Here is a 17,728-nt window from a genome sequence, read left to right on the forward strand (position 1 = left end):
GGGTCGACCCACCCGGGCCCGGTCATGCTCGTTCCGAGTTCCGAGCGCACGAATGGTTGACCCATGAAGCTTCGCGCCATCGCCGCGACCGCCATCGCCACCGCCGCCCTCGTGCCCGCGGTGTCGCCCGCCCAGCCGGCCGCCGCCGGCCCGGCCGACTCCTGCTACGGCTTCAACTACTCGTACTCGATCGACAGCACCGCGATCCGGGTGACCACGACCAACGCCTGCCCCGGTGCGTCGGCCAGCGCCTACCTGGTCCTGGAGCGCTACAACGGCGCGTCCGGCTACCCGTGGGGCTTCGTCGCGTCGAGCACCGGCTCCCTGACCTACTTCTGCAACGGCACCACGCCCACGACGTACCACGTCGGCCCGATCTTCACCCCGGGCACGAGCGGCTACACCTGGTATCAGTTCACCGCCAACTGCGGCTGACCCCACCGCGCCGAGCCGCCCCGCGCGTTCAGCGGGGCGGCTCCCGGGTGCTCGCCGAGCGCGTGCCGCAGAGACGTCTTTGCATGCGCCACCTCTCACACAATGTGAGGCAAGAGTTGCGGATTGTGTGGTTCGGCCCTCGTGAGCGGTTCCTGCGTCTACGTTGCGCCGTAGAGCATCGGCGCACTGCGCGCTGATGCCGGTGTCACGGGGGATGCGACATGCTGCGCTTCGGAAGTGCCACTGCCTTCGGTAGGCACCGCTTCGACCGGTGCGAACCGCGGTACCGGGCCAGGCACGCGCACCCCGGCCTGTCACCGGCGCGGCGGTAAGGCGGCCGATGGCACCGGCACGCACGGCAAGCGGAAGCCGTCGCCGCGTCCCAGCGCGAGCGGCCGTGCGGCCGCGGCATCGCCCAGCGCGAGCGGTCGTGCGGCCACGGCATCGCCCAGCGCGAGCGGCCGTACCGCGACGGCGTCGCCCAAGACCACCACGGCGGCCAGCGCCGCGCCCTCCGGACGGCCGGCGACCGACGGGCGCGCGAGGAGCGCGGCCAACGCGGCCGGCCGCGCCGGCCTCGAGGCGCGCAAGCCGTTCGTCATCGAGGGCACCAGCCAGACGATCACGTTCACGCCGACGCCGGACACCCCGCTGTCAGCCAATACGGTCACCCTGGTCGCGACCGCGTCGTCCGGGCTGACGGTGACGTTCGGCAGCAGCAGCACCGGGGTCTGCACGGTCTCCGGCGCCACGGTCACCCTGATCTCGCTGGGCACCTGCACGGTCACCGCGGACCAGGCCGGCGACGGCACCTACGACCCGGCGCAGACGGAGACCGACGCGTTCGAGGTCACCAAGGACGCCCAGACGATCACCTTCGGCCAGCCGTCGGCCAAAGCGCTGTCCGCCAGCACGGTGACGGTGGCCCCGACCGCGACGTCCGGCCTGACCGTCACCGTCGCCAGCACCACGTTGGGCGTGTGCACGGTCAGCGGCGGTACGGTCGCGCTCGTGCACGTCGGCACCTGCACGCTGACCGCCGACCAGGCCGGCGACGCCGACTGGGCCGCCGCACCGCAGGTGACGGTGAGCTTCCAGGTCACCCAGGGCAGCCAGACGATCGCGTTCACCGCACCGAACGCCACCGCCGTCAACGAGGGCCCGGTCACGCTGGCCGCGACCGCCTCGTCCGGGCTGCCGATCACCTACGCCAGCACCACCCCGGCGGTCCGCACCGTGTCCGGCGCCCAGGCCACCCTGCTGACGGTCGGCACCTGCACCATCACGGCCGACCAGCCCGGCAACGCGAACTACGCCGCCGCGCCGCAGGCCACCGCCGGCTTCGCCGTGCTGCAGGCCCCGGCCCCCCGTCACGCTGCCGGCCACCGCGCCGCCAGCGCCCGACGGTGCCCTGACCGGCGCCACCGACACCACCCCGCAGCCCGGCCAGACGATCACGATCACCGGATCCGGGTACAAGCCCAACACCGCGATCACCGTCGCCATCTACTCCACGCCGGTGACGGTCGGCACCGTCACGACCGACGGCACCGGCGCGTTCAGCGCCACCGTCACCGTCCCCGCCGGCCTCGACCCCGGCAGCCACACCCTCGTCGCGGCCGGGCTCGCGCCCGACAACACGGTGCGGTACCTCACCGCCGCCGTCACGGTCGTGCCCGCCGCCGTCACCACCGGCCCCCTGCCGGTCACCGGCGCCGCCGTCACCGGCCTCGCCCAGCTCGGCAGCATCGCCGTCATCATCGGCGTCCTGCTCGCCGGGCTGGGTCACCGCTGGACGCCGCGGCGGTACCGCAGCCGGCCCAGCGTCTGACGATCGCGGCGTCCCACCGGCCGTGGCCGGACACCCCTGCTCAAGCAGGCGGTCGGCGGGCCCGGCAGAGCACGATCGCCGAGTAGCCGTGGGCGGTGTCCTGGCCCGTCTGGCGGACCTCGATCGTGCCGTCGAACGGGGCGAACTCGGGCTGGAGCACCGCGTGGATGTCGTGTTCGTCGATGTCGGCGCCGGGGAAGGTCTTGCCCGCCACGGTGTAGCCGCGGCATCGTCGCAGGGCGGCCGTGACGAACAGGCCCCCGGGCTCGACCAGGCCGGTGATGTGGCGCATGAACAACTGCCAGGTGGCCCGGTCGCCCGTGGCGGAGTCCGCGCAGTAGGGGCTGATCACGGTGGCGTACGCGCGGTCGAGCGGGCGGGGATGGCGGGCATCTACGAGTACCAAATCCGTGATTTTGCTTCTGGTCAGCTCTTCTCGTGCGGCGAGCTCCTCGTCGGACGGGTGCGCGATGCCCTCGCACTGCAGGGTGTAGCGGACGAACGGGCGCCAGTCGTGGGCGCCGGGGTCGCGATCGATCCAGCGCCGGATCTCGGTCAGGTTGGCCGGGAGGTAGTCGCCCAGGTGGATCTCCGAGGCGATCTCGGCCGCGGCGAACACGTGGTGGAGGGTGGGGCCGATGCCGAAGAACAGCACCGGGCGGTCGCGTTCGGCGTGGCGGATCGCGGCGACGAAGAAGGCGATGGTGGCGACCTCGTCCGGCTCCACGGTCCGGTAATAGCCGGTCAGGTACTGCGCCGGCACCCAGTCGGCCTCGAAGGACGCGTACCGGCGGCGGCCGAGGAAGGCGCGTGTGAGGCGGGCGAGGCCGTATTCGTACAGCCCGGCGGCGAGGTTCGCGCCCGCGAGGAAGACCACGGCGTCGTCGGTGCCGACCGTGTCGCTGAGCGCGGCGGTGCCGAACGCGCCCGCGTAGTAGGGCACCTCCGCCGCGACCTGTGTGCCGGCGTAGCCGATCGCCGCCGCCAGCCGCGGTGCGCGGGCGTTGGTCGTGATGCGCCGGGTGAGGTCGTGGGCGGCCTTGGAGATGACATTGGTACTCGTCCTGGTGCTCGCCAGCAGGGACCAGTTCGCCCGCAGGTTGGTGCGCAGTCCGAGCCCCCAGGCCACATAGGTGCCCACGAGCAGGGTCACCGCCCAGGGCTGAGCGACGTCGGCGAGCAGACCCGACGCGACCAGGGCGACGCCGGCCGCCGCCGCCCAGGCGTCCAGCGCGTAGCTCGACACCGCGGTCGCGGCGATGCTGGCCGTCCATCCGCTCATCGGGACACCGCGGTGCCGGCCTCGCGGTCGGTGAGCCGTCCCGTGCGGTGCAGCCAGCGGATCGTGTCGCCGTACGTCTCGACCAGCGGGTGCGGCTCGATGCCGAGCTCGTCGCGGGTGCGGGAGTCGTCGCAGCGGGTCGCGGTACCGATGAAGACGACCCCTTCATGGTCGGCCGGAAGATGGAACGGGGTCACGCGCTGGAGGGCGGACATGGTCCAGCTCAGCGGCAGCATGGCGGCGGCCGGGACGACGAGGGACGGCAGACGGCGGCCGGTCAGCGCGCGCAAGGTGGCGAACATGGTGTCGCCGTCGACGAAGTGGCCGGGGACCAGGTAGCGGCGCGGCTTGGATCGGCTCGTGAGGACGGCGGCGTGCACGGCGGCGACATCGCGGACATCGACGACGTGGAGGCCGCCGCCGGGCCACACCGGGTACCGCCCGCGCAGGATGTCCCGCAGCCGGCGGGCCTGGTCGCCGCAGTGCGGGTCGTCCGGGCCGAGGGCGGCGCCGGGTTGCACGATCACCACCGGCGCGCCGGCGTCCTGCAGCCCGCGGGCGACGGCCTCGGACGCGGCCTTCGATTGGATGTACGTCCCCGGTGTGCCCGACAGCGCGGAGTCCGGGGTGACGGTGGCCCGCCGCCGCAGCAGCGCGGCGGTGCTGGAGACGTGCACGACCGGGTCGCAGCCGGCCTCGACGGCGGCCCGCAGCACCGTTTCCGCGCCGGCGACGTTCGTCCGCGCGATCGCCGGCCGGGCGCGGGCGTCCAGGTCGTACACGGCGGCGGCGTGCAGGACCGCGTCGCAGCCGCGCAGCGCGCGTGCGACCGAGCCGGGGTCGGTGACATCGCCGACCAGGTGATCCACCGTCGCGCGCACACCGAGCGGTTCCAGGGCCGGGCCGACGCGGCCGGGCGAGCGGACGAGGAGCCGGACGTCGTGGCCCGCGGCGACGAGCGCCGCCACGCTGTGCGAGCCGACGAAACCGGTACCCCCGGTGACAAGGATCCTCATGCCGTGAGGATCGGGCGGGGTGGTGCTCAGTTGCCAGGTCGGACAGTTGTCAATCGCTGTCCAAACCGCACCGCGGCGGTGGAGAGTGCAGGTGGAGGTGACGACGTGTCGACGTCTCTCGGCGACGTGCTCGAGACCGCCCGGCGGCAACGGTTCGTGGGACGCCGGGCCGAGCTCGCGGGGTTCGACGCCGCCGTCGGCGGGCGTTCGCCGCGGCGCGTGCTGTTCGTCCACGGCCAGGGCGGCATCGGCAAGACCACGCTGCTGGCGGAGCTGGGCGCCCGGGCGCGCGCGGCCGGCCGGACCGTGATCCAGGTCGACGGGCGCGATGTCGATCCCTCCCCGGACGGGCTGCGAGCGGCCGTCGGGTGGCCCCTTCCCGCCGGCGCGGTCCTGCTCGTGGACGGCTACGAGCAGCTCACCCCGATCGACGGGTGGCTGCGCGAGCAGTGCGTGCCGAGCCTGAGCGCCGACACCGTGGTCGTCCTGGCCGGCCGTGAGCCGCCGGCCGCGCCGTGGCGCTGCGACGCCGGATGGCGCGAGGTGATGACGGTGTACCGTCTCGACCTCTTCGGCCCCGACGAGACCGCGCGGCTGCTGGCCCACGCCGGCGTCGAGGCGTCCGTGCGGCCCCACCTGGCCGCGCTCGGCGCCGGGCACCCGCTGACCATGGCGCTGCTGGCCGACCTCGCGGCCCGCGGGCAGGTGCCCGACACCCTCGCCGACGCGCCGGACCTGATCTCGACCCTGCTGCAGTCGTTCGTCGGCGACGTCCCGACCCAGCCCCAGCTGACCGGCCTGGCCACCTGCGCGATCGCGTGGTCGACCACCGAGGACCTGCTCGCCCGGACGGTCGGCGCCGACGCCCCCGCGGTGTGGCAGTGGCTCGCCCGGCTCCCGTTCGTCACCAGCGGCCCCGGCGGACTGGCCGTCCACGACCTGGCCCGCGACGTGCTCAACGCCGAGTTCCGGCGCCGCGTCCCCGAGCAGTACCGCACCCATGAGCGCCTCGTCTTCGACCACGCGGTCGCCGCCCTGCGCGCCGCCGGCGGCCAGCACCGGCAGCCCGAGGCGCACCAGCTCCTCTTCATCCACCGCCACGGCCCGTTCGGCGGCGTGATCGCGGCGCTGCGGGCACAGGGTTCGGCGGCAGTGGTACCGGCCCGAGCCGACGAGCACGACCAGGTATGCGCCACCATCGAACGGTTCGAGGGGCCGGCCAGCGCCGAGCTCGCCCGCGCCTGGCTGTCCGAGCAGCCCGAGCGGCTGTCCGTGGTGCGCACCGGCGATCGCGTCGCCGGCTTCGCCCACCACGTCCTGTGCCCGAACGGCTCCCCGCTGGAGGACCGCGACCCTGTCGTCCGCGCCGTGCTCGACCACGTCGCGCGGGAGGGCCCGATCCGCCCCGGTGAGCACGTGCTGATCAGCCGCTTCGCCGCCGGGGTCCGCGAACACCAGCGCGACCCGTACATGGTGGTGGCCGGCCCGGTGTCCAGCATCATCGAATGGCTCACCCGCCCACTGGCCTGGTCATTCGTGGTCGTGGTCGACGACGCGTTCTGGGCGCCGAAGTTCGACTACATCGCCTTCGCGCCCCTGGTCCGCGTCGAGGTCGGCGGCCTGCCCCACGTCGCGTTCGGCATCGACTGGCGCCGCCTGCCGGTTGGCGCCTGGCTGGACCTGATGTACGAACGCGGCCACACGGGCGGCACCGGCCCGGCCCCGGCCGCGCTGCTGCGCCCACCGCCACTGAACCGCGGCCGCTTCGACGCTTCCGTCCGTGCCGCCTTGCAATCCCTGCACCGTCCCGAGCAGCTCGCGGCCAACCCGCTGATCGGCTCCACCCTCGCCGCGGACGCCACCCAATTGCGCGCAACGATCGAGGACGCCGTCGCCCAGCTCGGCAACCTTCCGAAGGGTCAGCAACTCCAGGCGGTCCTCCACCGCACCTATGTGCGGCCGGCTCCTACGCAGGAGGCGGCGGCGGAGGTGCTCGACCTGCCGTTGAGCACGTATCGTCGACATCTGGCCAAGGCCGTCGAACACCTGACCGACATCCTGTGGGCGATCGAGGTCGGCGGGGGGCGCACCGGTTAGGCGTGCCGGCACGACCTCCGCCTCCGGACGTGAGATCGCAACCTCTGCTCATCGGCAGCATCGGGGCGGCCCGGTTGCTCGCCCAGCGCACGGAGCGGGCGCTGAGCGCGGCCGACATCCGCCACGCTGTCGACACAACGCGCGAGCACGCAAGGCATACGCCGGCGCGGCACCAGTGACCAGAGCCTCCGGCCGCAGCATTGCCGCTCGATCAGGCCGTCGGGTTTCGATAGTTTCCAGCAATTCGGTGATCCGAGCAAAAGGCATGCCGGCGGTGATGTGTGAGGGGTTAAACATCTAAATCATATTACTCGAATGATGAAAACTCGGGTAGCATCGCGAGCGTCGGAGGCCGGACGATGCTGAGGAGTTCCTGGATACGATGGCGGACTGGTCTCTTCTGGCCCCGGACGAGGATGCGCGTGCTCTCGCTGAGACGGCCTGCGCTCAGTTCCGATCACTCAACGGTCCGGCGGACATGCGCGCCGCCATCGACGGCGCCGCGCTTGCGCCCGACGGCTGGGCAACCCTCTCGAAGGGCGGCTACCTGGACATCGGCGTTCCCGAGGCCGTCGGCGGGCTTGGCCGGATCATCGACCTGGTCGTCATGCTCGAGGAGGCCGGGCGCAGCTTGTTGGCGGTGCCGCTCCTGCCGGCGGTGCTGGCGTCCCAGACGCAGATCGCGGCCGGGGTGCACCGTGAGGACTACCGGCGGTCGCCCGCGGGCTTCTCCACCGCTGAGGGTTTCGTCGAGGACGGCCGGTGCTTCGTCGAGCGGGCGCACGTGCTCGGCGGTCTCGACGCGGCCACCTTCACCTTGGTTGTGCAAGGGCCGGACCGCGCCTGGATCGCGGTGGTCGACCGGGACGCGGACGGGGTCGAGGTGCTCGAGCGCGCGACGGTGATCGATCCTTCCCGGCCCGTCCCCGCATTGCGGTTCCAGGGTGCGGCCGCCGTCGAATCCCGCGCGATCGCACTCGACGATCTGGAGCGGATCATGGCGAGCGCTCGCGTCTGCCTTGCCGCCGACCTTGTCGGTACCGCTGCGGGTGCCCTGGACGCGGCGATCGAGCATGTGCTGCAGCGCCGGCAGTTCGGTCAGGCGATCGGAGCGTTCCAGGCGGTCAAGCACCAGCTCGCGGACGCCTACGTGTCAGTCGAGAAGGCTCGTAGCCTAACGCTCGGCGCGGCCCTGCGCCTCGTTGCGGGAGTCCTCGATGGCGTACCGACCCGCGACTGCCTGCTGGCCAACGCGGTGGCGGCCGAGGCGGCCGTCCAGGTCGCGGCACGGTTCACGCAGCTGATGGGCGCCATGGGCGTGACGTTCGAGGCGGACTGCCACCTGTTCCTGCGCCGCGCCCATCAGAGCGCCGGCCTGCTCGGCGCCCCCGACGACCTCTTCATGGCGGCGGCACGGATCGAAAGGGGGGAAGCGCGATGACGGACCTGGGGGCTGTGTTCGACGCGTTCCTGGATGACTTCCTGCCGGCCGACTACGTCGAGAACTATCAGCGGTACCGCGGCGATGCCGAGCTTCGCAAGGCCTATCAGGCGGCCGCATTCGACGAGGGCTGGCTGATCCCCGAGTGGGGCCGGGATGAGGGCGGGCGCGACCTGAACGGTGCCGATGCCCTGGCCGTCAAGCTTGTCGGCGCGCGTCGCCGGGTTCCCCGGTTGATGAACATCCAGGGCGTCGGGGTCGCGGCACCGGCCATCCGGGCCTTCGGGACCGCCGCCCAGCGGGACCGGCTTTTGCGCCCGGCCGCCCGCGGCGACGAATGGTGGGCCCTCGGCATGTCCGAGCCCGGCGCCGGCTCGGACCTGGCGTCTCTGCGCACGACCGCGACCCTTGCCGACGGGGTGTTCACGGTCAACGGTCAGAAGATCTGGACGACACAGGGGGACGAGGCGCGGTGGTGCACGCTCTACGTCCGCACCGCCACCGGCGGCAAGCCGCACCACGGCATCTCGTGCCTGATCCTCGACATGCGAAGCCCTGGGGTGGTGGTCCGCCCGATCCGCACCGCTGGCCCCGCGGTCGAGTCCTTCTGCGAGGTCTTCCTCGACGACGTGAAGGTGCCGCAGGACGCGCTGCTCGGCGAGCTCAATGGCGGCTGGACGGTGGCCATGGCCAGCCTCGAGCACGAGCGGGACATGATCTGGATCAACACGTGGCTGGAGACCAACCGGGCCATGGGCCCCGCGCTGCGCGCCCCCGACCTGGCGCAGCACCAGCTCGTCAAGCTCGGCCGCGCGCTGGCGGACGCGGAGAGTGTTCGCCTGACCGGCCTGCGCACGGCCGCCCAGCGGTTCGCGGACCTGCCATCCCCCGCGGCGTCGATCCTCAAGCTGCTCGGCTCCGAGTCGGTGCAGCGCGCCGCCCTGCTGTCGCTGGAAGTGGCTGGCGAGAAGGCATTCGACGACCCGGCGCTCTTCGACGAGCGGCTCGACTCGCTGGGCGCCACGATCTATGGCGGCACGTCCGAAGTGCAACGGAACATCATTGCGGAGCGAACGCTCGGACTTCCGAAAGGCAGACTATGACAGCCACCCACGTCGCGGGCTCACTCGCCGGACGGTCTGCCCTCGTGTCCGGGGCTGGCCGCGGGCTGGGGCGCGCGATCGCGACATCCCTGGCGGAGGCGGGCGCCGTCGTGTGCGTCGTGTCCCGTAAGGCCGAAGAGCTCGACAGCCTCGTGGAGCAGATCGATGCCGCGGGAGGCCGGGCGCTTGCCTTTCCGGCGGACATTCGGCAACCTGGTGATCTGGATCGCCTACGGGACGCCGTGCTCAATGAGGTCAAGGCCATCGATATCCTCGTGAACAACGCCGGTAATCTGGTCAAGAAGCCTGTCGTTGCGCTGCCGGTGGACGAGTCGTCCGGCCAGAAGGTCGGGCAGCCGGGATCCGGGCCTGCCGATGTCGCCATGTCCGATGAGGACTGGGACTCGGTGCTGGACACGCACGTGCGCGGATCGCTGCATCTGATCAGGTCGTTCGTGCCGGGGATGCTGGAGCAGCAGCGAGGCCGGGTGATCAACATTGCGTCGAGCAGCGTCGCCAGGTCGGCCAACCTGACCGTGAGCTACCAGGTCGCCAAGGGCGCCCTGGGCCAGCTCACGCGAGCGCTCGCCAAAGAGTGGGCGGCGTTCGGCGTCACGGTGAACACCATCGCGCCGGGGCACTTCCGCACCAGCATGACCCAGGCCCTGCACGACAGTCCCGAAGGTCAGGCCTGGCTGAAGGAGCGCATTCCGATGCGACGCACGGGCGACGCCGCAGAGCTGGGGGCGTTGGCCGTCCATCTGGCGGGCGATCTCGCTTCGTTCATCACGGGCCAGACGATCTTTGTCGACGGCGGTGAAACTCTCTGATGCCCGAACCCGAGAATTCCGCGCGCCCTCGCCGGGTGCCGTTGCGGACACCAAGGGTGGCCGAGGCGATGGCGGCTCAGCTGCGGCTTCGCATCATGGAAGGCGATCTCGTCGACGGATCGGAGCTGCCGACGGAACCGGTGATGCTCCAGAACTATCCGGTCAGCCGTCCGAGCCTTCGCGAGGCGTTCCGCATCCTGGAGACGGAGGGGCTGGTGAGCGTCCGCCGCGGCAAGCGGGGCGGCACCGTCATCAAGAGCCCCACACTGGACTCCGCCGCGTATCACATGGGACTGCTGATGCACTCGCGTGCACTGCCCATGCCGGACCTGGCGGCCGCCCGCAACCTGCTGGAGCCGTTGTGCGCCGAGCATGCGGCGCTTCGCGAGGACCACGCCGCCATCGGTGCCCGGCTCCGGCAGTTCGGCGACGAGGCCTTGCAGGTCGTGGAGGACGGGCCCGCCTTCACGGGCGCGGCCGGCAAGTTCCACGAAGAGCTGGTCGACGCGGCCGGTAACCAGACGCTGCGGATCCTCGTCGGCATGCTGGAGAGCGTCTGGAGCATCCAGGAGCGGGGCTGGGCCCGCCAGGCGGCCGAGGAGGAGAGCTACCCCACGGTGGACCTGCGTCGCGCGGTCCTGCGGGCGCACGACTCCATCGTGGATGCCATCGAGGCGGGCGACGCCGATCAGGCCGGACGGTTGATGCGGGCCCATCTGCAGGCGTCGCAGCTGTATGTCGCCTCGGAGAACGCTCCGCCCGTGCGGGTGCTGGACGAGTACGGCAACCCCCGCATGAACGCCCAGGAATGACCGTCGCCTGACCGCGGTCAGTTCGATGCGCAACGCCCGGCCGGGTCGAAACCCGGCCGGGCGTTTGTTCGCTGTCGCGCCGGCGTCTAGCGCCGGGCCGCAACCGGGTAGATGCCGTCGAAGCCCTCCCTGGCGACCGCCTGCGCCAGGAGATCCGTCGAGGCGATCAGCCCGGCCGGGCGGTGCAGGACGCTCTGGAGGTGACGGTCGATCACGGTGAGATCGTGCTCTTCGCACAGGCCCATCGCGCCAAGCACCTGGTGCGCATTGGACAGCACGACGTTCGCCGACTCCAGCATTTGCACCCGGAGGGCGAGCAGGTCCGCAGGCCTTGCCGCGGCCTGCCGAACCAGCCACCACCCGTGCAATGTCAGTTCCTCGAGCCCGTCGAGGGCAAGCGCGATGTCCGCGATGCGCCACCGGATCTCACCGAAGCTCCCGATCGGCTTGCCGAACTGCTGCCGCTCCCGCGCGTGGACGACCGCGAGCTCGACGGCCGTGCCGAGCGCGCCGAGCACCCAGAATGCGTCGAGCAGCAGGTGCATCGAGACGGCCCGCGGCACGTCGATGTCCAGCTCGGTGGCGCCGAGGACGACGCCCGCGGCGAACGGGTCCAGCGGCGCCGGCCGCAGCGGGCTCGCCGTGACCGAGGAGGCGCCGCCCCGGACCAGGTCGACGGCGACGGCGCGCTCGAACAGGTCGGCATGGTCGAGTCGCCCGGGTGCGCCGGCGGACAGGTAGACGCCGTTGATCTCCCGGCGCAGGTGCGGGGCCACGGCCAGCTCGTGGACCAGCGGCCACGGAAGCACGACGGCGCCGGCCGCCTTGATCCCGAGTACGGCGGCCGCCGACTCGTCCTGCTCGCCCCAGGGATCCAGGGTCCGGAGGTCGAGCTGGTCCAGGGCCGGCGCCACGACTGCCCGCCGCCGGCCCGGGTCCGTCTCCGCGTCGCGCGCAATGTTGACGCCGCCCAGCGCCCCGAGCGCCTTGGCGACGCTCTGCTGGTAGGCGATCGCCGCCTGCGGCCACTCACGACGCATGCCGAGCTCCTTCGATCGACGATCGGGCGACCAGCATCCGCTGGACCTCGATGGTCCCGGACGCGATGGTCGCCGACCGTGCGTAGCGGAACACGTCCTCGACGCGTCCGAGCAGGCCGGCCGACAGGTCGGGGGCGAGGGCGTCGGCGCCGGCGAGGTCCAGCGCCAGCTGCGCCACCTCCTGGTCGAGCTGGATCGAGGCCAGCCGCGCGATGGAGGCCTCGCGGTCCGTCAGCCGCCCGGCGTCGTTCAACGCGACGGCGCGGTAGTTGAGCAGACGGGCCACGCGGGCGTGGACCAGCGCGCGGGCGTAGGAATGCAGTGCCGTCGGCTCGTCGAGTGACCCGTGCCCCGCCAGCGCGGCGAGCACCCGCTCGTCCCGGGCGTAACGCGGAATGCCGATGCGTTCGTGCTTCAGCACCAGCTTGATGACGTCCCACCCGTTGCCGACGCCACCCAGGATCGCGTCGCCGCCGATCCGCACGTCATCGAAGAACACCTCGTTGAGGTGCTGCTCGCCCATGATCGACTCGATGGGGACGACGGTGATGCCCGGCAGGTCCATGGGGACCAGGAAGATGGTGATGCCCTCGCGCTTCCCGGCCGCCTTGTCGGTCTTCGCCGCCAGGAAGCACCACTGCGCCAGACCCGCGTAGGAGGTCCAGATCTTCTGGCCGTTCAGCACCCACTCGCCGTTGTCGAGGCGGGCACTGAGCTGCAGCGCGCCGAGGTCCGATCCGGCCCCGGGCTCGCTGAAGCCCTGGCACCACACGGCCTGCCCGGCCGAGATGGCGGGCAGGTGGGTAGCCCGCTGTTCCGCCGTGCCGACCTCCATGATCACCGGCCCGACCCAGTTCAAGCCCATGTACTGCGGGCCGCGCGGCTCGAAGTGCGCCCACAGCTCCTCCCGTAGCACGGTCTGCTGCCAGACGTCGGCCTCCGCGCCGCCGTACTCCCTGGGCCAGCTGAGCGTGAGGAGCTTTTCGCTCGCGAGGCGTTCGGTGACCCCGGCCACGACCGACTGCACCGCCGGGTCGCGTGCGAAGGATGTCGTCCAGTCCTCGGGGAGGAGCTCGGCGAGCAGGGCCCGCAGGCGGACGCGCAAATCGTCCGCCTGCGATCCCATCCGGAGATCGACTGTGGTCTCCTCAGGCATTCAGCGCCCCGCGCCGACGGAGGCTTCGACGCACTTGCCGTTCGGGCACGGCTTGGCGGGCACGAACACGCCCAGCTGATCGGCGTCCAGCCCGATGCGCTTGTCGGCACCGAACTTGTACGTGCCGTTGGCGCCCTGCAGCGCCTCGCCGGAGACCAGCTGCTGCTTGATCTTGTCGGCGTTGGTCGACTTGACCTTCTGGGACGCCTGGGTCACCAGCAGCACCCAGTCGAAGGAGATGGCGCCCACCGTGTCCAGCGCGTTGAAGGAGTCCTTTCCCTTGGCCTTCAGGTAGAGCTTCACGAAGTCCGCGGTGATGCCGGTGGGGGACTCGCCCTGCGTGGCCGACAGGAACGTCTTGGCCATGGGGCCGGCGGCGAGGGTGCTCTTCATGCCGTTCGGGATGAGCTCCGACGTCGCGGGATCGCCGATGCCCAGCACGCCGGACATCTGCGGGTTCCAGCCGATCTTGTCCAGGCTCGACATGGCCGCGACCAGCGGGGCGCCGTACGACCAGACGATGAGCGATTGCGCGCCCGAGTCCCGCAGCTTGGACAGCTGCGCGGTGACGTCCGAGGCGGTGGAGGGGAAGCTTTCCTGCACGATCTTCACGTTGGGGAACTGGCTCTTGGCGACGGCCAGGGTTTCCTTCGACTGCGATGTGCCGTACGCCGAGGAGTCGTCCAGCATCGCCACCGTGTTGCCGGCCGAGGCCGCGTACGAGAGCAGGGGCACGATCGAGGTGTCGCCCGAGGTGCCCGCGCCGGTGCTGAACGCGTACTTGTACCGCTTCGAGTCGCCGACGTCCGCCAGGATCGAGCCGATGCCGCCCGCCGTGTCGCCGGGCACCTTCACCTGGTTCAGGATGTCCTGAACCGGGGGAAACGCCTCGGTGGTGAAGTAGAAGGCGGAGACACCCTCCTGCGCGAGCGACCGCGTCGCGGCGACCGCCGCGGTCGGCTCGCCCTTGGTGTCCTTCTGCATGATCTCGATCTTTGTGCCGGGGTTGTGCTGCTCCACGTACTCGGCGCCGGCCTTGAGCCCCGCGAGTGACACCTGGCCGCTCGGCGCGAGGGAGCCGGTCAGCGCCCCGACGAACCCGATCTTGATGGTGGAGCCGGAACTCTCGCCCTTGTCGCCGGAGGACTCGCCGCCGCCACATGCGGCGAGGGCGACGAGCGCCGTACACAGCGTTGCGGCGGCAACGCCTCTCTTGATGAAGGTGGCCATGTGTTCCTCGTGCTTTCTGTGAGTTATCAGGAGAGATAGGCGGCGTGGAGCAGGTCCGGGAGGCTGGGGTCGGTCCCGTGCAGGCGGTGCTCCACGCGCCCGTGCCGCAGCACCACGACGTCGGCTTCGAGCTTCTGGGCGACTTCGAGCCGTTGCTCCACCAGCAGCACCGAGAAGCCGGCGTCCCGCAGATCGGCAAGGATCTCGATCGTCCGTCCGACCAGCTTCGGCGAGAGCCCGTTCGTCGGCTCGTCGAGCATGATGGCGCGGGGAGCGCCCGCGACCGCTCGCGCGATGGCCAGCATCTGCTGCTGGCCCCCGCTCAGGCCGCCGGCCAGGCGGGGCATCAGCTCACGCAGCTCGGGCAGCAGGTCGAGCGGGTCGACCTCGGAGGGCCGGGATGCCCGGCCCGCCGCCACGCGGAGGTTCTCCGCCACGGACAGGCTTTTGAAGACGTGCCTGCCCTCGAGCACGTGGCCCAGGCCCGCACGGGCCCGTTTGCTCGCCGAGAGCGTGTCGAGGCGACGGTCGTCCAGCCAGATGCCGCCGCCGGCCGCGGCGAGACCGCCGATGCCACGCAATGTGGAGGTCTTCCCGGCGCCGTTCGCGCCCAGCAGGGCCAGGCACGTCCCGGGTTCCACCGTGAGCGAGAGGTCCTCGACGGCGGTGACGCCGCCGTACCGTACGCGAAGGCCGTCCACCTTCAGGCGCCCGCCGTTCATGCGACACCCATGTAGGCGGCGCGGACGGCATCGACGGTGTGGAGATCCTCGGGCCGGCCCTCCCAGAGGAGGGTACCGAGGTCCAGGACGACGACCCGGTCGACCAGGCGGCTGATCATCTCCAGGTGGTGCTCGACGATGATGACGGCGATCCCAGCCGCCGCGACGTCGCTCACGACGCGCTCGAATCCCTCGATCTCCGAGGCCGAGAGTCCCGCCGCCGGTTCGTCCAGGAGGAGGACCTGCGGACAGGCGCTGATGGCGGTGGCGGCTTCCAGGAAACGTAACTGACCGTGGCTCATGACCCTGCTTTCCCGGGTGACGGCGGCCGCGTCGTGCGGGTCGAAGCCGCCCAGCTCGAGCAGCGCGAGGGCGCCGCGGCGGCAGGCCTGGAGCAGTTCCGGTTCGCGGTCGCCGCGAGCGGCCGCGAGTGCGAGATGCTCCTCGATGCTCATGCCGGGGAACGTCTTCGGGGTCTGGAACGTGCGGGCGACGCCGCGCCGGGCGATGGCGGCCGGGCTCTGCCCGCCGATCTCCGCCCCGTCCAGCTCGATCTGACCGGCCGTCGGGGGGTAGTGCCCGCACACGACGTTGAGCAGTGTCGTCTTGCCGGAACCGTTCGGGCCGATGAGGCCCACGATCTCCCCGCGCGCCAGGTCGAACGACACGCCGCGTAGGGCGTTGACGCCCCCGAAGGTGCGCCGCAGGTCCGTCAGCCGCAGGATCGGCGCGCCGGGCGCGCGCTCGGGCACCTCGATGGGCGGCGTGCCGGCGATCTCCCGCAGCGCTTGTTTGGCCGGCGCGGCGGTACGGCTGAAGAGGCCGCGGGGGCGCAGCCGCATGAGGACGATGAGCAGCAGGCCGTAGAGGAGGTTGTTGACGTGCGGGTACGCGTCGAGGCGGAGCGGGATCAGGATCAGCAGCGCCGCGCCGACCACCGGTCCGAGCCGGGAGCCGCTGCCGCCGAGGACGACCATCACCAGGAACAGGATGGAGAGGTTCGGCGAGAAGGCATCCGGGGAGATGTAGGCGGAGAGGATCGCGAAGAGCCCTCCGCTGAGCGCGCCCAGCGCGGACCCGACCGCGAAGCCCGCAACCTTCGTGATGTAGCCCGAGATGCCGAGGGCCGACGCGCCGATGGGCTCGTCGCGAACCGCGACGGTGGATCGGCCGAGCCGTGACACCCGGTACCGGGCGTGCAGCCAGTAGCAGAGGGCGGCGACGACGACGATGACGGTAGGGACGACCCACGGCGTTACCACCGGGTCGTGGTCGAACCAGAGGCGGGGGTCGATGCCGGACAGTCCGGAGTTGCCTCCGGTGACGTTCTGGAACTGGATGAGCATGTCGTTGACGACGAGCATCAGGCCGAGCGACAACATGGCCAGGCCGATCGCGCCGAAGCGCCCGGCCGGGAAGCCGATCGCCGCGCCGGCGACGAGCCCGCCCAGGACGGCGAGGGGGATGGCGATCCAGAACGGCCATCCGTGCGATGCCACCAGGATGGCGGTGATGTACGCACCGATGGCGAACGAAGCGCCCTGGCCCAGCGAGAGCGCGCCCGCGTAGCCGGTGGTGATGTTGAGGCCCAGGGTGGCGACGGCGTACAGGCAGATCAGCTGCAGGACGTAGCCGTTGTACGACTGCGGGCCCCACGCGACGAGCAGGACCAGCGCCACGGCCGTCATCAGCAGGCTGTGCAGGCCCGGCGCCGCGAGCACGCCGCGGACGGGGGGCGGCACGGCCTCGCGAGTTCGCTCCAGGCCGCCGCGCAGCGCTCGCGACACGGGAGCCATCGCCCGTGCCGGCTTCTCGAGCAGCTTGTGCACCATCAGACCGCCCGCACGGGCGCGGCGCCGAAGAGGCCGTGTGGGCGGATCACGTAGACGACCAGCAGCAGGGCGAACACCGCGAGGTTCACGACGAGGCTGCCGACGTACACGCCGATCGCCTGGCTCAGGACGCCGACGATGAGGCCGCCGACCAGGGCTCCGCCGATGCTGCCCATGCCGCCGATCGCCGTGGCCACGAAGCCGTAGAACGTGTACGACAGTCCGAGCGACGGCGTGACGAGCTGGGTCGAGGCGACCAGCACCCCGGTGACCGCGGCGACCAGCGCGGCAAGCGTCATGGCGATCTGCGAGGCGCGGGCGCGGGAGATCCCGACCGCCTCCGCACCGTCGAGATCGTCGGCGATGGCGCGCAGCTCGAGCCCGATTCGGGTGTACCGGTAGAAGGCGACGAGCAGCCCGGTCACGACGAACAGCGCGGCGATCGACGCGAGCTCGGCCGGCGATATGCCGATGCCCGCCAGGTCGAACCGGCGTGCGCTGACGCCGTGTTTGAAATTGCGCGACTCCCCGTTGTACGGGATGGCCAGCAGCTCGGCCAAGATCACGCTCACTGCCAGTGTCGAGAGCAGCCACGTGACGGACTGGCCCGACTGCACGAACGGTCGTACCGCCGACCACTCGACCGTGAGGGCGACCCCGACCACCACCACCAGCGCAACGACGTATGCGAGCCATGTGGGCAGGCCGGCCTGCATCGCCACGAGCACAGACATGGGCATCAACATGACCATCTGGCCGTGTGCGAAGTTGATCACCCCGGTCGTCGAGAACAGCGTGGCGAAACCCACCGCAACTAATCCATAGATCGCGCCGTCGGACAGGCCCGGCACGAGGACCGACTGGAGAAAGTCATGCATACGGGGCGTCCCTCCAGGCGCTT

The 17,728-nt window shown here is 71.4% G+C and carries 17 protein-coding genes; 7 read left to right on the plus strand and 10 right to left on the minus strand.

Features of this window, described 5'->3' with window-relative positions; translation table 11 throughout:
* Nucleotides 1-63: 63 nt before the first annotated feature.
* Nucleotides 64-435: a hypothetical protein gene (locus AC6JBM_RS14140; RefSeq protein ID WP_497984068.1), complete on the plus strand. Its 372-nt coding sequence runs from the start codon at nt 64-66 to the stop codon at nt 433-435.
* 314 nt (nt 436-749) lie between these two features.
* Here the strand turns inward: AC6JBM_RS14140 and AC6JBM_RS14145 are convergent, their stop codons facing one another.
* Both AC6JBM_RS14145 and AC6JBM_RS14150 read right to left on the minus strand, forming a co-directional pair.
* Entirely contained in the window at nt 750-1,223 is a 474-nt protein-coding gene (locus tag AC6JBM_RS14145) for a hypothetical protein (protein ID WP_497984069.1), read from the minus strand.
* Between the two features lie 24 nt (nt 1,224-1,247).
* Nucleotides 1,248-1,640, minus strand: a complete 393-nt coding sequence (locus AC6JBM_RS14150; RefSeq protein ID WP_497984070.1) for a hypothetical protein — start codon at nt 1,638-1,640, stop codon at nt 1,248-1,250.
* A gap of 314 nt (nt 1,641-1,954) precedes the next feature.
* Between AC6JBM_RS14150 and AC6JBM_RS14155 the strand changes: the two genes are divergently transcribed.
* Nucleotides 1,955-2,266: a hypothetical protein gene (locus AC6JBM_RS14155; RefSeq protein WP_497984071.1), complete on the plus strand. Its 312-nt coding sequence runs from the start codon at nt 1,955-1,957 to the stop codon at nt 2,264-2,266.
* 40 nt (nt 2,267-2,306) lie between these two features.
* On the opposite strand, the gene gntF is transcribed toward AC6JBM_RS14155, so the two are convergent.
* A complete protein-coding gene (gntF, locus tag AC6JBM_RS14160; RefSeq protein ID WP_497984072.1) occupies nt 2,307-3,548 on the minus strand; it encodes a guanitoxin biosynthesis pre-guanitoxin forming N-methyltransferase GntF in 1,242 nt (413 codons plus the stop codon).
* Entirely contained in the window at nt 3,545-4,564 is a 1,020-nt protein-coding gene (locus tag AC6JBM_RS14165) for an NAD-dependent epimerase/dehydratase family protein (protein WP_497984073.1), read from the minus strand. The genes gntF and AC6JBM_RS14165 overlap by 4 nt, the downstream gene beginning before the upstream one ends.
* Nucleotides 4,565-4,669: 105 nt before the next feature.
* Here AC6JBM_RS14165 and AC6JBM_RS14170 point away from each other — a divergent pair, with 105 nt between their 5' ends.
* The 5 genes from AC6JBM_RS14170 (at nt 4,670) to AC6JBM_RS14190 (ending at nt 10,847) form a co-directional block, all read left to right on the plus strand.
* Nucleotides 4,670-6,661, plus strand: a complete 1,992-nt coding sequence (locus tag AC6JBM_RS14170; RefSeq protein ID WP_497984074.1) for an ATP-binding protein — start codon at nt 4,670-4,672, stop codon at nt 6,659-6,661.
* Nucleotides 6,662-7,139: 478 nt separating this feature from the next.
* Complete coding sequence (locus tag AC6JBM_RS14175) at nt 7,140-8,102, plus strand: acyl-CoA dehydrogenase family protein (RefSeq protein ID WP_497984075.1); 963 nt, start codon at nt 7,140-7,142, stop codon at nt 8,100-8,102.
* Complete coding sequence (locus AC6JBM_RS14180) at nt 8,099-9,205, plus strand: acyl-CoA dehydrogenase family protein (protein ID WP_497984076.1); 1,107 nt, start codon at nt 8,099-8,101, stop codon at nt 9,203-9,205. Before AC6JBM_RS14175 ends, AC6JBM_RS14180 begins: the two co-directional genes overlap by 4 nt.
* A gap of 44 nt (nt 9,206-9,249) precedes the next feature.
* The gene (locus tag AC6JBM_RS14185) at nt 9,250-10,035 is read left to right on the plus strand and encodes an SDR family NAD(P)-dependent oxidoreductase (RefSeq protein WP_497984077.1); all 786 of its coding nucleotides are present in this window, start codon (nt 9,250-9,252) and stop codon (nt 10,033-10,035) included.
* Nucleotides 10,036-10,091: 56 nt separating this feature from the next.
* Entirely contained in the window at nt 10,092-10,847 is a 756-nt protein-coding gene (locus AC6JBM_RS14190; protein WP_497984078.1) for a FadR/GntR family transcriptional regulator, read from the plus strand.
* A gap of 86 nt (nt 10,848-10,933) precedes the next feature.
* Here the strand turns inward: AC6JBM_RS14190 and AC6JBM_RS14195 are convergent, their stop codons facing one another.
* The 6 genes from AC6JBM_RS14195 to AC6JBM_RS14220 are packed head-to-tail and all read right to left on the minus strand — an operon-like array spanning nt 10,934 to nt 17,705.
* Nucleotides 10,934-11,887, minus strand: coding sequence for an acyl-CoA dehydrogenase family protein (locus tag AC6JBM_RS14195; protein ID WP_497984079.1), 954 nt, complete (start codon nt 11,885-11,887; stop codon nt 10,934-10,936).
* Nucleotides 11,877-13,013 (minus strand): acyl-CoA dehydrogenase family protein, encoded by a 1,137-nt coding sequence (locus tag AC6JBM_RS14200; RefSeq protein WP_497984080.1) that lies wholly within the window; start codon nt 13,011-13,013, stop codon nt 11,877-11,879. Before AC6JBM_RS14200 ends, AC6JBM_RS14195 begins: the two co-directional genes overlap by 11 nt.
* Nucleotides 13,014-13,043: 30 nt before the next feature.
* Nucleotides 13,044-14,273, minus strand: coding sequence for an ABC transporter substrate-binding protein (locus tag AC6JBM_RS14205; protein ID WP_497984081.1), 1,230 nt, complete (start codon nt 14,271-14,273; stop codon nt 13,044-13,046).
* Nucleotides 14,274-14,299: 26 nt separating this feature from the next.
* On the minus strand, nt 14,300-14,995 hold the full coding sequence (locus AC6JBM_RS14210) for an ABC transporter ATP-binding protein (protein WP_350611276.1): 696 nt from the start codon (nt 14,993-14,995) through the stop codon (nt 14,300-14,302).
* A complete protein-coding gene (locus AC6JBM_RS14215; RefSeq protein ID WP_497984082.1) occupies nt 14,992-16,827 on the minus strand; it encodes a branched-chain amino acid ABC transporter ATP-binding protein/permease in 1,836 nt (611 codons plus the stop codon). The genes AC6JBM_RS14210 and AC6JBM_RS14215 overlap by 4 nt, the downstream gene beginning before the upstream one ends.
* Nucleotides 16,827-17,705, minus strand: coding sequence for a branched-chain amino acid ABC transporter permease (locus tag AC6JBM_RS14220; RefSeq protein WP_497984083.1), 879 nt, complete (start codon nt 17,703-17,705; stop codon nt 16,827-16,829). The genes AC6JBM_RS14215 and AC6JBM_RS14220 overlap by 1 nt, the downstream gene beginning before the upstream one ends.
* Nucleotides 17,706-17,728: the final 23 nt, after the last annotated feature.

This window comes from Dactylosporangium thailandense (assembly GCF_059739745.1).